The sequence below is a fragment of the Paenibacillus campinasensis genome (genome assembly GCF_002272015.1).
GTDB lineage: Bacteria > Bacillota > Bacilli > Paenibacillales > Paenibacillaceae > Paenibacillus_AQ > Paenibacillus_AQ campinasensis.
The window spans coordinates 210,581-223,978 of the sequence record NZ_NPBY01000030.1 but is presented as its reverse complement, the minus strand read 5'-3'; the positions used below and the strand labels follow the sequence as shown (position 1 = coordinate 223,978).

Annotated in this window: 14 protein-coding genes; 9 read left to right on the top strand and 5 right to left on the bottom strand. The window is 53.3% G+C overall.

Features of this window, described 5'->3' with window-relative positions; genetic code table 11:
- Positions 1 to 228: 228 nt before the first annotated feature.
- From rlmN to CHH67_RS10285, 3 genes are all read left to right on the top strand, one after another.
- A complete protein-coding gene (gene rlmN, locus CHH67_RS10290; RefSeq protein WP_095265077.1) occupies positions 229 to 1,290 on the top strand; it encodes a dual-specificity RNA methyltransferase RlmN in 1,062 nt (353 codons plus the stop codon).
- A 238-nt stretch (positions 1,291 to 1,528) separates the two neighbouring features.
- Complete coding sequence (locus CHH67_RS27030; RefSeq protein WP_255223066.1) at positions 1,529 to 1,651, top strand: hypothetical protein; 123 nt, start codon at positions 1,529 to 1,531, stop codon at positions 1,649 to 1,651.
- Between the two features lie 45 nt (positions 1,652 to 1,696).
- Positions 1,697 to 1,876 (top strand): hypothetical protein, encoded by a 180-nt coding sequence (locus tag CHH67_RS10285; protein WP_095265076.1) that lies wholly within the window; start codon positions 1,697 to 1,699, stop codon positions 1,874 to 1,876.
- Between the two features lie 174 nt (positions 1,877 to 2,050).
- Here the strand turns inward: CHH67_RS10285 and CHH67_RS10280 are convergent, their stop codons facing one another.
- Positions 2,051 to 2,428, bottom strand: a complete 378-nt coding sequence (locus CHH67_RS10280) for a MerR family transcriptional regulator (RefSeq protein ID WP_095265075.1) — start codon at positions 2,426 to 2,428, stop codon at positions 2,051 to 2,053.
- Positions 2,429 to 2,609: 181 nt separating this feature from the next.
- Between CHH67_RS10280 and CHH67_RS10275 the strand changes: the two genes are divergently transcribed.
- Complete coding sequence (locus tag CHH67_RS10275; protein WP_095265074.1) at positions 2,610 to 3,467, top strand: SDR family oxidoreductase; 858 nt, start codon at positions 2,610 to 2,612, stop codon at positions 3,465 to 3,467.
- A 34-nt stretch (positions 3,468 to 3,501) separates the two neighbouring features.
- Positions 3,502 to 4,452 carry an alpha/beta hydrolase gene (locus CHH67_RS10270; RefSeq protein WP_095265073.1) on the top strand — a complete coding sequence of 317 codons (951 nt, stop codon included), beginning with the start codon at positions 3,502 to 3,504 and terminating at the stop codon, positions 4,450 to 4,452.
- A 166-nt stretch (positions 4,453 to 4,618) separates the two neighbouring features.
- On the opposite strand, the gene CHH67_RS10265 is transcribed toward CHH67_RS10270, so the two are convergent.
- Positions 4,619 to 5,824: an acyltransferase gene (locus tag CHH67_RS10265; protein WP_179292089.1), complete on the bottom strand. Its 1,206-nt coding sequence runs from the start codon at positions 5,822 to 5,824 to the stop codon at positions 4,619 to 4,621.
- Between the two features lie 242 nt (positions 5,825 to 6,066).
- On the opposite strand from CHH67_RS10265, the gene CHH67_RS10260 reads away from it, so the two are divergent.
- Together CHH67_RS10260 and CHH67_RS10255 are read left to right on the top strand one after the other, a co-directional pair.
- Entirely contained in the window at positions 6,067 to 7,278 is a 1,212-nt protein-coding gene (locus CHH67_RS10260; protein ID WP_095265071.1) for an MFS transporter, read from the top strand.
- A gap of 89 nt (positions 7,279 to 7,367) precedes the next feature.
- On the top strand, positions 7,368 to 7,967 hold the full coding sequence (locus CHH67_RS10255) for a TetR/AcrR family transcriptional regulator (protein WP_095265070.1): 600 nt from the start codon (positions 7,368 to 7,370) through the stop codon (positions 7,965 to 7,967).
- Between the two features lie 23 nt (positions 7,968 to 7,990).
- On the opposite strand, the gene CHH67_RS10250 is transcribed toward CHH67_RS10255, so the two are convergent.
- Positions 7,991 to 8,431, bottom strand: a complete 441-nt coding sequence (locus tag CHH67_RS10250; protein WP_095265069.1) for a PH domain-containing protein — start codon at positions 8,429 to 8,431, stop codon at positions 7,991 to 7,993.
- Positions 8,432 to 8,884: 453 nt separating this feature from the next.
- Between CHH67_RS10250 and CHH67_RS10245 the strand changes: the two genes are divergently transcribed.
- Both CHH67_RS10245 and CHH67_RS10240 read left to right on the top strand, forming a co-directional pair.
- Positions 8,885 to 9,427 carry a GNAT family N-acetyltransferase gene (locus tag CHH67_RS10245; RefSeq protein ID WP_095265068.1) on the top strand — a complete coding sequence of 181 codons (543 nt, stop codon included), beginning with the start codon at positions 8,885 to 8,887 and terminating at the stop codon, positions 9,425 to 9,427.
- A 515-nt stretch (positions 9,428 to 9,942) separates the two neighbouring features.
- On the top strand, positions 9,943 to 11,016 hold the full coding sequence (locus CHH67_RS10240; RefSeq protein ID WP_095265067.1) for a branched-chain amino acid aminotransferase: 1,074 nt from the start codon (positions 9,943 to 9,945) through the stop codon (positions 11,014 to 11,016).
- Between the two features lie 172 nt (positions 11,017 to 11,188).
- On the opposite strand, the gene CHH67_RS10235 is transcribed toward CHH67_RS10240, so the two are convergent.
- Positions 11,189 to 12,277, bottom strand: coding sequence for an anthranilate phosphoribosyltransferase (locus CHH67_RS10235; RefSeq protein WP_095265120.1), 1,089 nt, complete (start codon positions 12,275 to 12,277; stop codon positions 11,189 to 11,191).
- A gap of 117 nt (positions 12,278 to 12,394) precedes the next feature.
- The gene (locus CHH67_RS10230; protein WP_095265066.1) at positions 12,395 to 12,997 is read right to left on the bottom strand and encodes an ANTAR domain-containing response regulator; all 603 of its coding nucleotides are present in this window, start codon (positions 12,995 to 12,997) and stop codon (positions 12,395 to 12,397) included.
- Positions 12,998 to 13,398 lie beyond the last annotated feature (401 nt).

The window sequence follows — 13,398 nt, the reverse complement described above, 5'->3', positions numbered from 1 at the left end:
GGGTCGCTGCGTCCGTGCATCTGCGTCCGATACGGCAGGGATGTTCTTCGAGCATCCACCGTGCCGCGGCCGTTACTCGCCAGAGAGCAGACATCCTAGCGGCATTGGCGCATGCCAGGAACTCCCCTTGTGTTTATGCGGAAATTTTGGGACAATAAAGAGCGGATGTTAAAAACCAAGGCACGCGCCATCATGCATCGTGCTTCATGAATAGAAAGAGGAAGATCAATGAACAAACCATCCATTTATGGATTAACTTTTGAACAGTTAACGGACTGGCTCGGTGAACGGGGACATCGGAAGTTCCGGGCAGGGCAGGTATGGGAGCAGCTCTATCGCAAACGGGTGTCGGCTTTTTCCGATATGACCGAGGTGCGGGAGGACTGCGTGAAGCTGCTTGAGGATCATTATGAGATTATGACCTTGAAGGAGCATACGAAGCAGGAGGCGCTCGACGGAACCGTCAAGTTTCTGTTCCAATTGGTGGACGGAAATCTGATTGAGACCGTGCTGATGCGGCATAAATTCGGCTTGTCCGTCTGTGTGACGACCCAGGTAGGCTGCAACATCGGGTGCAGCTTCTGCGCCAGCGGCCTGTTGAAGAAGAGCAGGGACCTGACCTCGGGTGAGATTGTGGAGCAGGTGATGCAGGTTCAGCATCATCTGGATCAAGTCGGCAAGGGCGAGAAGGTCAGCCACATCGTTGTGATGGGCATCGGCGAGCCGTTTGACAATTATGTGCACATGGCGAATTTCATTCGCGTCATTAAAGATCATAAGGGGCTGGCGATCGGCCCGCGCCACATCACAGTCTCGACCAGCGGCCTGGCGGATAAAATCGTGGAGTTTGCCGACAGCGATCTGAACGTGAATCTGGCGATTTCGCTGCACGCTCCGAACAATGAACTGCGTACTCGCATTATGAAGATTAATAAAGCCATTCCGATCGAGAAGCTGATGACCGCCATTGATTACTATCTGGATAAAACGAATCGGCGCATCACGCTGGAGTACATCCTGCTCAAGGATGTCAACGATCAGCCGGAGCATGCGCTAGAACTGGCCGAGCTTGTAGGTGAGCGGCGGCATCTGGCTAACGTCAACCTCATCCCGTACAATCCGGTCGATGAGCACAGCCAGTATCAGCGCAGCTCCAAGGAGACCATCACCGCTTTCTACGATACGCTCAAGAAGCAGGGGATCAGCTGCAGCGTGCGTCTGGAGCACGGTACCGATATTGATGCCGCCTGCGGGCAGCTGCGCAGCAAGCAGATCAAGAAGGCGCAGTGATCGGGGAAATCATCGGAATTACGAGAAAATCCGCTAGAAATAGCGGATTTTTTTGTTGAGAATAACAATTGAACAACCTATGAAGTGGGTTTTGAGGTAAAATATAACTGAATCATTACATAGAGATGCTACTGAAGGCGAACGATGGCCGAGTGTATTCAGCAATAAGTGAGGGGACGACGACGTGCATTATTTTTTAGTCTATATCCTGTCGATGCTGTTAGGAGTAGGGCTAATCATGTATGGAAACCGAGGAAACAAGAGGCTGGAGAAGTACACGGGCATTTTCATCGTTAGTTTAAATGTGCTTGTTCCGGTCTTGGGTTTTATTGCCGGTGTGATCGACGGATTCAAATCGTAGTGAGGGTGGCTTGAATTTCAAGCCGATATCGCAATTGGAGGGAATATGAAGGACATTGTATATATACTGTATGTCGTTATCCTAGGCGGCATCGCGGTGTTCACGGGGGAGATTGTCACGTTTGTTATGCTGGGCGTCATTCTGATTGCTCTGCATAATATACTGAAGGTTCAACAAGAAATTTCAAGGAAGCTGGATCGTCTGAATCAGCGAGAGAGGGAATAGCTCCCGAGCCCGATCGACGCATTAGAGGGATATCGTCCGATAAATTGTACACCGTCGTCCAGTGACGAACAACGCCCCAATCCTTTCTGCCTGAGCAGGAGTGATCGGGGCGTTGTTTAGTATAGAGCAACGTATGGGATTATACAGCCAGTGTGAATGAACCGCATCCCATCCTCAAGGCAGTCTCTCGAATCTATTCTCTTGGGCATCAATTAACGCTAATTTGTAATTCAGCTTCTCCAGCGCTTTCATGAGCCTGCTGATTTGATCCTCCACTTTGTTCTTCTGGCTGAGGAGCATCATTTTTCTTAGAGGCAGTGTCCGATTTCCGCTTTTGTACAGCTCGGCATACTCTTTGATCTCGGCCAGAGGCAGTCCTGTCGAACGAAGGGCTTGAACCATCTCAACACAATCGACGTAGTGGTCGCTGAATTTGCGAACGCCGTTAGCGTCCCGGTCAACAGCGGGCAGTACGCCTTCTTTCTCATAGAAACGGAGTGTATACGGGGAAATGCCGGTTCTTTCCACAACTTCCTTCATCGTAAAAGCCATAAGCTATCGTCACCGCCTTTGTGTGCTTAGAGGTACTCTAATCTTATTGTACAGTCCGCGCTTGCTTTCCGTCCAATCTCCTCCCGCCGTTACAGGCATCAGGGTATGCATTTGACTTCGAGCAACTGTAACCCGGTAAGCTTAGAGAGAAATCTGAACTGAGGAAGAGGAGGGTTTACCCGTGACCAAAACAGTATTGATTACAGGCAGCTCCACCGGGCTTGGTTATACGGCAGCACAGAAATTTGCCCGAGAAGGATGGAATGTCATTGCGACCATGCGCAAGCCGGATCAAAGGCTGGCGGAGATCTACCCGGAGCGGATTGCCGTCTACGAGCTGGATGTGACGAAGCCGGCGACGATTAAAGCTGCGATCCAGGCAGGTGTGGAGAGGTTCGGCCGGATTGATGCGGTCGTGAATAACGCCGGTGTCAGTGTCCTGTCGATATTCGAAGCAACACCGATGGAGGTGGTGCGCAGCGTTTACGATACGAATGTCTTCGGCGTCATGAATGTCATCCAGGCGATTACGCCCTATTTTCGTGAACAAGGGGGTGGAACGATCGTTAACGTCACCTCGAATGTCGGCTTCACATCCAATCCGCTGTTGTCGATTTATGTGTCTACCAAGCATGCGGTTGAAGGGCTGACTGAATCTCTGTCCTACGAACTGGAATCGCAAAATATCAAGATTAAGCTTGTGGAGCCGGGCGCGATGCGCACGACAAACTTTGCTGCGAATACGATGGCTGCGACCGAAGGTGTGTCGGTCCCGCCCGCGTATAAGCCTTATTATGATTATATGATGAATACGATGATGAACTATCCGTTTGATAATGCGGACGAGAACCAGGTTGCGGATCAGGTGTATGCCGCTGCCTGTGATCCGTCCATTCGGCTGCGCTACCTTGCAGGGCCGGATGCGGAGGAAACGGCGAGACTGAGGTGGACCCGCTCGGAAGAAGAGTATATGGCGACGATGCGTGATTTGCTGGGACAAACGGCTTGGCGCAACAGCCGGCCTGATGTTGAACAATGATGTGCAACTCTCTGTGACAAAGGTGGCTTGGAACATGGAAGATAGACTGCATCCTGAACTGAAGTCGATGTTTGCTGGTTTGCCGGAAGTTATCTACACGAGGGAGAACCTGGAGGAGAAAAGAATGGAGATGCAGCAATTTGCTGCGGCCATGGCGGCGACGCTGCCTGTGCATGAGGGGGTTCTGACCTCGGAACGGTATATTCCATGCGTGGCGGACGGTCCGGACGTCCGGATCAAAATTTACGAGCCGCGAGAGAAGAAGGGCGCGCTTCCGGGCCTTCTCTATATTCATGGCGGCGGATATATCCTCGGATCCGCTGATATGATGGATCCCGCTATGAAGCAGATGGTATCCGAGCTCGAATGCATCATCGTGTCAGTAGATTATCGGCTAGCGCCTGAGCATCCGTATCCGGCACCGCTGGAGGATTGCTATGCCGCGCTGAAGTGGTTCGCGGACCATGCCGAACAACTGGGAGGTGACAACTCCCGAATTGCTGTGATGGGCCCGAGCGCCGGCGGCGGATTGACCGCTGCGCTCTCCCTCCTGGCCAGAGATCGGCAGGGGCCTGCGATCATGTTCCAGATGCCTCTATATCCGATGATCGATGATCGGATGGTTACCCCGTCCAGCCAGACGATCACGGACGACCGGGTATGGAGCAAGGCCAAGACAGAACTGGCCTGGTCGTTGTATTTAGGGGAACGCGAAGACGGAGCGATCTCTCCCTATGCGGCCCCGGCTCGCGCAACCGACTTGTCCGGTCTTCCTCCAACGTATATCTGCGTTGGCGATCTGGACCCGTTTCGCGACGAAACGATCGAGTATGTGACCAGGTTGGCCGAGGCAGGAGTGCCTACGGAATTCCATCTCTACCCGGGGTGTTTTCATGGCTTCGAGGAGTATGTTCCCGGCGCCGAGATCAGTCAGCGTGCTGTGAATGAATACAAGACAGCATTGAAGCAAGCCTTGCATAAGTAACGATGCATGTGCATCCGCATGCGCCGGCATGATATAAGGATACGGGGAAGAAGCTGTGCACCATCCCGATCAGGTTAGCCAACAGCGGATTTGGGATATATACAACAATGTCGCGGTCAGCGCAATGCTGACCGCGACATTGTTTAATGTTTCGGGCGAATCCTTACTATAATGGGGCTCCGGTCTGCTCCTGGCGATAAGGCGGCTTGCCATTGCTGCCGGGGCTCTTCTTCTTCCTTCCCTGCGCGCCGATCAGCAGTGAACCGAACGGCAGCAGGCTGGCCAATTTGGCGATGCCAATCGAGCCTGCGGCAACGATCAGGAAGGTGATGAGGGTCGCGATCAGATGCGAGCCCTCCAGCTGCATCGGCCGGGTGACCCCGGAGACCAGCATCAGCACAAACGCATGGGCGAGGAATCCGCCGAATGAATGGCGGCCGACGAACAGCATGAACCGCTTCATCATCCCGCCATGCCGGTCGATGATGACGGCCAGGCCATAGACAGCCATCAACTGGGCGACAATGAGCAGGAAGATGGTCGGCCGCAGGTAAGTGGAGGCCCCCAGCATCATGCTCGTTGTCGATATCCCCAGCAGCTCATATCCCGCCCAGATGTACAGGAGAATGAACGCCAGTCCGCTTGCCAGCAGACTGCTGACGGCAACCCGGCGAAACCGGTCCAGTCCGTACGCGCACACCGCTCCGAGCAGAAAATAGAAGAAATAGAACACAAACCATTTGGACCGATGGACCATTAGCCATTCCCAGAAACCCCCGATGGCGGCAGCGCTGGCGCCGGCCCGGTAATAGGAAAACCAGGTCAGTGCCCCGTATACGATAGCCGCACCTGCTACCAGCATAAGGGTGCGCCGGAATGCCTGCTCAGGCTTCCGCTGAATGAAGCTGTGCACAGGCTTGGCCAGTCTCAGCAGCAGTGGCAGCAGCAGGTAAAACTGGAAGATCATCAGGATGAACCACAGATGATAGCCATAGCTTGGCTCTACCAGCTGACGGACAAGCGTGGTCCACGTGCCGGCTGCGGTGAACGAATGGCCGGATATGATGCTGACGGACACCCAATAAATGACGGTCCACGTCAGGAACGGCACCAGAATATCGGTTGCCCGCTTCCGCACGTACGTTAGATAATTCAGCTTCTCCGCGTAGTTATAGAACAGGATCAGCCCGGACAGAAACACGAAGGTCGGTGTGCCAAACCGGGTGAAGTGAAACAGCATGCCCAGCATGACCGCATCCGGCTGCGCGATGTCCGGTCTATATATATATTCCGCAATGCAATGCTGCATTGTGATCGCCATGAAAGCCATTGCCCGCAGCAAGGTCACTTCCTCAATGCGCTCTTTTCTCATCGTCTCCCCTCCGTTCTCTCTATTTACAAATCTGTGAGATGATGTCATGTTCGTTCGAGCCATTATAACAAAAAAACTGCGAAAAAGGCATACCTCATCCAGTTCCATATTCATCCCCCCGTTCTTCGAAGCAAGGCGCTCGAAAAATCACATTGACAATCGAGCAAGCCCGGCGATAATATATACTGAACGTTCGGTATAAATGAATGAATACACAAGAGATGAACCTGGGGGAACGAGAGATGAAAGCATTGGCAACCAGAAACAACGGAGCGATTTTATTGCTCATGTTTAATATATTTATAGGATTTGTAGGTGTCGGTCTGGTCATTCCGATCATGCCAACCTATATGAATGTGCTGGGTATTTCCGGAACGATGGTCGGTTTTCTCGTGGCTGTATTTTCGTTAACTCAATTTCTGGTGGCCCCGTATGCGGGAAGCTGGTCAGATCGTTATGGGCGTAAATGGATCATCGTTGCCGGCCTGTTCATATTTGCGTTATCCGAACTGCTCTTCGGTCTGGCAACGAATGCGCTGCTGCTCTTTATCGCAAGAATGCTCGGCGGCGTATCCGTCGCCTTTATCATGCCTGCTGTCATGGCTTATGTAGTCGATATTACGACAGAGGAGGATCGCGGCATGGGCATGGGCTGGATCAATGCGGCGATCTCGACCGGTTTTATCATCGGGCCGGCCATCGGCGGCTTTCTTGCCGAGTATGGTCTGCGGGTGCCTTTCTTTGCAGCGGCGGGAGCTGCAGCCTTGTCCGGTCTCGTGTCTATGCTGATTCTGCCGGAATCGCTGGACAAGAGCACGCGACTTGCCGCACAGAACCGGGAGGAACAGAAGGAGTCCCAGCTCGTGCAGCTGATGGGGTCTTATCGTACGCCTTATTTTACCGGGCTGTTGATCATCCTGATCATTTCGCTCGGACTATCACAGTTTGAGACGGTGCTGGGACTTTTCGTAGATCATAAATACGGGTATACCCCTGGCCAAATTGCGTGGCTGATCGCGGTTGGCGCTATCGTTGGCGCGGTGATGCAGCTCACCCTGTTTGGGCGATTGATCCATTGGATCGGGGAGAAGAGGCTGACGGTATATTGCCTGTTATTGATGGCCATATTCATGGTAACCACGATTTTCTCCGCGCAATATTGGATGATGCTCGTATCCGTGACGATCGTTTTCCTGGCGGTCGACTTCGTACGTCCGGCCATCAGCACGTATTTTTCCAGGATAGCGGGGAATGAGCAAGGGCTTGTCGCCGGGCTGAATGCGTCCTATACCAGTCTGGGGAATATCGGCGGCCCGATTCTGGCAGGAGCCCTGTTCGATATCGAGATCAACTCTCCGTTCCTGCTCGGCAGTCTCATCGCCCTGGTGGGCTGGATGTTCAGCCTGCGCTGGATTCACAAACCGGTGGAGCGGCCAGCCGATACGGCAAGATAAGCGGGCTTGTTGATGTCGGGGCGCGCATGCGCCCCGGGCGGTTAATCCAGCGAAAAGCACGAAGGAGAGATAATGAAGGGAGCAAATTCGTGAATCGAAAAAAGGAGCAAGGGGAACAAACGAAGAAACAGGTAGCTGAAGCAGCCAAACATTTATTTGCCCAGAAGGGCTACAAGGGAACCTCCATCGAGGACATCGCAGCGGCCACGGGCAAGAGCAAAGGCAACATCTACTATCACTTCGGCAGCAAGGAAGGACTATTTCAATATCTGCTGGATGAATGGGACCGGGATTGGCTGGAGCAATGGAGAGAGAGGGAATCCACCTGGTTCACCATTACCGAGAAGCTCCAGGGTCTGGCTGAACATATTGTGAAGAATGACCTGAACCATCCGCTGACCAAAGCAATGGACGAGTTTCTCAGTAGCGAGTGGGACAACAGTGAAGTACAAGACAAGGTGACGGAGTTCTATACGGCGCAGATTACCTTCTATCAGGAAATTTTGCAGGCGGCCATGGCAGACGGGCAGATCCAGCAGCATGATGAGCGGATGCTCGCCGTCATTCTTGGTGCCCTGATGATGGGCCTTGGCGAGATGTCCCGGCGCACCCAGGTGAAAGATACACTCGAGCTGTATCGCCAAGCGATGCATGTCTTTCTGCAAGGGACGCTGGACCCGGGGACCTGAACAGATCAGGGCGTAGGGATGGCCTACGCCTCGACCTGCATATGCGGACATCTTTTCTTCAATTCATCGATAAACCTCTCCGGCTCCTCCGGCGAAATCTTCACACTCCCAAACGCCGCTGTCGTATAGAAGATCTCAAGCCCCTCGCGCGCGGACATCACCCGATAACCGGTATAGATGGCTGTTGTCGGCGCAGTCTTAGTGATGCTCTGATAAGGAATTCGGCTTCGAAACGGACCTCCGCTCACAAGTAAATCCTCTTGACGAAATACATATTTAATGGACAAGGTGCACCACAACAGAAAGGCTGTTATCGCCCCGAATATGCAGCTCAGAACGACAATGACCTCCAGTATATTGCCCCCCTCAAGAAATAGCGGCCAGAAGGTTGCGAGCGCCAGGATCAGTATGATGATCATAAGAAATCTTTTATAAAACCGGTCTACTTTCGAACGATAAATCATCCCATGATCAGCCCCTTTAATAAGTGATATGGAAACAGCTTTGAACGTCTATTATATCGCATTCTCCGCCGCCTTAGCGTCATTACTTAGGATAAGCCGTCATGGCATATAATGAATATCGGGCAATTATACCGAACGTTCGGCTGGAGGAATGTTGCAACTGTCATAGTCAAGGCCGGATATGTAAAGTATAGTAAGAACATCAGCGGCGGATTTCAAGTTCGATCTGCGGGCACGTTTATTTATGAGACGATCGGCTGGAGAGAGCGCTGGCGGATGTGCAGACCTATCTGCCGAATATCCAAATTGTCGTAAATATTTTACAGCAAGCGTCAACAAATTTACATCACTGTAAACCTCTTGAGGCCGGAATTATGTTATCCTAGACATACTTAGCTGTGCGCCCGGATCAATGTGTGCGCATTCATATTCCAATTAGGGAGGGGATAATCCGTGAATATTGAAGTGCGTTTATGCCCGAAGGAACAGTCATTTATCATTCATAACTTGTATCCGCTGTACTTGCATGACATGTCTGAGATATGGGGAACCCGACCTAATCCGTACGGTATCTTTGATGAAGATGCCGGCGTAAGAACGCTGAGTGAGTTGAGCGAACGGCATGAGAACTGGTGGGAGCAGCCATCCGATCTCTTTCCATACCTGATCACAGTGGACGGCAGCGCAGCAGGATTTGCGCTTGTGACTGATGAGTCGGAGGCATCCTCCCCGAACACAAAGTATCATCTGAACGATTACTTTGTGCTGCGCGCTTATCGGCGGCAGGGTGTCGCTCAGAAGGCAGCGGTGCAATTATTCAACCAGCTTCAAGGCGGCTGGGAGCTTCAGACGAATTCGAGCGAGCGGAATATGACAAGCCAGATTTTCTGGCGGAGAACGCTGGATACGTATACCGGCGGGAAATACACCGAGGGCAAAGGCGTTCACCCGAAAAAAGGAGACATGCTGGTCTTCCGGTTCAGCAGCAACAGATAAACGCCCCGGTGACACGGAATCAGGCGGGGACTGCGTATAAGACGGTCTGGCGCCTCTTGACGGAAGCCGATAGTTGGGATAGACTAATAAAAATTTGAAATGCACTGATGAGGAAGCCGATATCGTTGGAGCTGGTTCAGAGAACTGCTGGCAGGTGCGAAGCAGTCAGCGGCGATAGAGATGGCCGTCGCCTCGGAGCAGGTGCGCTGAAGGTTACATAAGCTGTGTAGGCGCATCCGGAATCCCGCCGTTATGTATCGGGAAGCATCCGCTTAGGAGTCTTGCGAATGATGCAGGCTTCATGCGGTGTTGAGGCGCGCGCCGGGAACGGTGCGAAGTTGGGTGGTACCGCGGATTGAACTCCGTCCCTTGTGGGGCGGAGTTTTTTGGTGCAGCTGGAGGGTTATAGGCCAGATACTTATTAGGAACGAGTATCGTTTGGCATGATTCAATAAATAACTAGAACATGAAGGCATATAAGCCGATAGCACTGTTCTAAGAGGAGATGGATAACAATGGTTCATACAATTGCAATCGAGCCGACAACCAACAAGAAGCCGAAGCCTTCGGGCGAGCGCCTGGAGTTCGGGACGGTATTTACCGATCATATGTTCATGCTTGATTATGATGAGGGCAAGGGCTGGCATGACCCGCGCATCGTGCCGTATCAGCCGATTGAGCTGGATCCGGCGGCCAAGGTTTTCCATTATGGCCAGACCGTATTTGAAGGGCTGAAGGCCTACCTGACGGAGGATCAGCGAACGCTTCTGTTTCGTCCCAACAAAAATATCGAGCGTTTGAACCTGTCCAATCATCGTCTAAGCATCCCGGCGCTGGATGAAGAGCTGGTTATGCAGGCGATTTCGGAGCTCGTGCTGATTGACCGCGACTGGATTCCTTCCGAGCCGGGAACGTCGCTGTATATTCGTCCGTTCGTGTTTGCAACCGAACCGCTGCTGGGGGTTGCCCCATCGCGTCAGTATAAGTTCATGATCATTCTGTCCGTCGTTGGCTCCTATTATCAAGAGGGCATTAACCCGGTCAGCATCTATGTGGAGCCGAATTATGTCCGGGCCGTAACCGGCGGCGTGGGGCATGCCAAGACGGCAGGAAACTACGCGGCCGGCTTGAAGGCACAGGAGGAAGCCCATGAGAAAGGGTATTCGCAGGTGCTGTGGCTGGACGGGGTTCATCGCAAATATATCGAAGAGGTCGGGAGCATGAACGTCTTCTTCAAGCTGGGGGATACCGTTGTGACCCCGGCGCTGAACGGAAGTATCCTGAACGGGGTGACGCGGAATTCGGTGCTGGAGCTGCTGCGCCACTGGAACATTCCGGTCGAGGAGCGGGCGCTGTCCATCGACGAAATTGCGGAAGCCCATCGCAGCGGCCAGCTGATTGAAGCGTTTGGCACCGGCACGGCAGCTGTAATCTCACCGATTGGCGCTTTGGAATGGCAGGGGAATAAGATGGTCATTCACGGGGGAACAACCGGCGAGCTGTCCAAGCGGGTGTATGATACGATTACGGGCATTCAGCGCGGAACGATGGAAGATCCGTTCGGCTGGACGGTGGAGCTATCCCGTTAATCATCCGGCGCGCGGCGGCTGTGAGGATCGCACTGCGTCTGCTCGCGGTCAAGCGAGGTGATCCGGTGCCCCGGGCCGTTGTAACCAAGCGGGGAAAAGAAAAAGGACCTTGCCGCTTATGGGAGATGGATTCCCGTGAGCGGACAAGGTCCTTGTTGTTATGCTCTTACGATCAGCGTGCAGAGGGGATAGAGCCCGGCGACTGACTGGAGCCGGAACTAGAGCTTGAGCTCGCGCTGGCGCGCAAGGCCTGGTGCCAGCATTCATATCTGTTCCAGGCGGCGCCGCGCTCGAGCAGGGACTTGCATGTATAGATCCCTTCCTCGATTGAATCGGCGCTGCCGCACAGGTGGAGCCGAACCGCCGCATTCAGCAGCACCTGATTGGTGAAGGCGATGTGCGCCTGGCCTTGCAGCACTTCCTCGGCGGTCTTCAGCTGCTCGGCTGCGGTCCAGTCCTTGTCGGGGGGAGTGGCCTCCAGGCCGAAGGTCTCCGGATCAATCATATGCATGTGCGATTCCCCGTCCTGGATCAGATGGACGCGGGTCGGCCGGTGGATGAACAGATCCTCTGATCCCTCTGTACCCTGCACGATGAGCGCTTTACGGTATTTGAGCGTCTCCATCAGCTGGCCCATCCGGTCGAACACGGTGCTGTGAAATACGCCATACACGATATAATCAGCGTGACTGTAATCCAGCAGCTTCTCTGCGGTATTCAGAATCGTTCGCATGCCAAGCTCCTCCCGGAGAGGCCGGAGCGCTTGCAGCGGCGGACACCACTGCTCGGCATCGACCAGCAGCACGCCGCTCTGTTTGGCTGCCATCAGGGCATGGTCGGGCAGGACGCTTGCCGAGTCGATGCCCTTCTGTCGTAGCAGATCCATCAGGGTTACGCCCCATTTAGGAGGCAGAGAGGCCATCCCGTGCAGCGTTACAGGTACACCGGCCGCGGCAAGCAGAAACGCGGTGGGGAAGGTGGCGTAAAAAGATGATTTTCGCCCGTCATACGGACCCGCGCAGTCCAGGCCCGCATGAGCCGATGAGCGGTATGTCCGCTCCCGCAGCACGTGCACGAACGCCTCCAATTCCTCGGCACTCTCCATCTTCATGCGTTCCGCAACGAAGAACGCTCCGATCTGGGCGGGAGTTGCTGTTCCATCTATTATCGACTCGGCTGCGGCAAGAGCTTCGCTGTAATTCAGATCACGGGCGCCCCGCTTGCCTCTGCCGACCTCTTTCAATATATCGATCATCGTCATCATCAGGACCTCCGTTTCGTCAATCACGTTCTCTCCCGCTACGACGAGGAAGCGGCCGATCGGTGGATCTCTTGGCCTGTTGGCCTCGCTGGGCAGGGAGTCTTGTCACATAGGACGTCACGCCATCAGGTGCTGATGAGCCTTAACAATGGAAGTCGCCACATCGACAATCCGCTTGCGCTCATTCATGGCTCTACGCCGCAGCAGATCATAGGCCTCCGCCTCGGATATCCGGTTAATGTCGCATAGAATGCCTTTGGCCATGTCAATCCATTTTCGCTCTTCAAGCTGGGCTCGCAGCTGCCGTCTTTCCGCATCCCACTGCTGCCGGTCGAAGAACTGCTTCGCTCCAATATGCAGCGCCCAGTGAAGCTCGGCGGGGCTCATGGTAGGCGTCATAATGCCATCGATTGGAACATCGTCCTCGCATGCGGCTGCTGATGCCGTTGCGGCGTACGGGCTGCACCACCACAGCAGCGGCATGGACTTCCACTCATTCAATGTCCTGTGCCAGGTGTTAAGCCTAGCCATAGGCAGATGGACGACCGCGGCATCGATGTCGTGAATACAGCGGGGGACATCCGCTGCGGAACAGGCGGTATATACTTGGTATCCACACTCGTTCAGGCTCTCCTCGGCCACCGCAGTGGATTCGATCGAGGTCTGTTCCTGCCCGGCGGCAGCGGAGCCCTGTTCATGAATAAGGAGTAAGCAGCGCATCGAAAGAAATCCCCCCTCATTGAGAAGCTGATTATCATCAGTTGCAATCGTACATGTCAATTAATATAACATATAAATCAAGGCTTGTTTCACGGGACGTTTAAGTTTCAATCCCAGTGTACTCCAGATGATAACTTATTTTCATTTTTTCATAAAGAGGGTAATTTCCCTGCAGCATCAAGAAAAACGATGGTTCCATCGCAGTTTGCAGTTCGGTCGATTAGGAAAAACGCTGCGGCTGTAGCGAATTTCCAATCCCGGGTGATAGGTAATAAAAGATTACGCAAGGATAGAAAAAATTTTTTTATCTCGAAAATTATGTAATGTATATTGACATGAAAACCGGCGTCTTATATAGTTAAGAGCAATAAAACCATAAAAACATTGTTCACGGATACAAC

What these genes read in the sequence shown, in the direction of transcription:
- rlmN (WP_095265077.1), top strand. Translation starts at nt 229, where the DNA reads ATGAACAAACCATCCATTTATGGATTAACTTTTGAACAGTTAACGGAC.
- CHH67_RS27030 (WP_255223066.1), top strand. Translation starts at nt 1,529, where the DNA reads ATGTATGGAAACCGAGGAAACAAGAGGCTGGAGAAGTACACGGGCATT.
- CHH67_RS10285 (WP_095265076.1), top strand. Translation starts at nt 1,697, where the DNA reads ATGAAGGACATTGTATATATACTGTATGTCGTTATCCTAGGCGGCATC.
- CHH67_RS10280 (WP_095265075.1), bottom strand. Translation starts at nt 2,428, where the DNA reads ATGGCTTTTACGATGAAGGAAGTTGTGGAAAGAACCGGCATTTCCCCG.
- CHH67_RS10270 (WP_095265073.1), top strand. Translation starts at nt 3,502, where the DNA reads ATGGAAGATAGACTGCATCCTGAACTGAAGTCGATGTTTGCTGGTTTG.
- CHH67_RS10265 (WP_179292089.1), bottom strand. Translation starts at nt 5,824, where the DNA reads ATGAGAAAAGAGCGCATTGAGGAAGTGACCTTGCTGCGGGCAATGGCT.
- CHH67_RS10260 (WP_095265071.1), top strand. Translation starts at nt 6,067, where the DNA reads ATGAAAGCATTGGCAACCAGAAACAACGGAGCGATTTTATTGCTCATG.
- CHH67_RS10250 (WP_095265069.1), bottom strand. Translation starts at nt 8,431, where the DNA reads ATGATTTATCGTTCGAAAGTAGACCGGTTTTATAAAAGATTTCTTATG.
- CHH67_RS10240 (WP_095265067.1), top strand. Translation starts at nt 9,943, where the DNA reads ATGGTTCATACAATTGCAATCGAGCCGACAACCAACAAGAAGCCGAAG.
- CHH67_RS10235 (WP_095265120.1), bottom strand. Translation starts at nt 12,277, where the DNA reads ATGACGATGATCGATATATTGAAAGAGGTCGGCAGAGGCAAGCGGGGC.
- CHH67_RS10230 (WP_095265066.1), bottom strand. Translation starts at nt 12,997, where the DNA reads ATGCGCTGCTTACTCCTTATTCATGAACAGGGCTCCGCTGCCGCCGGG.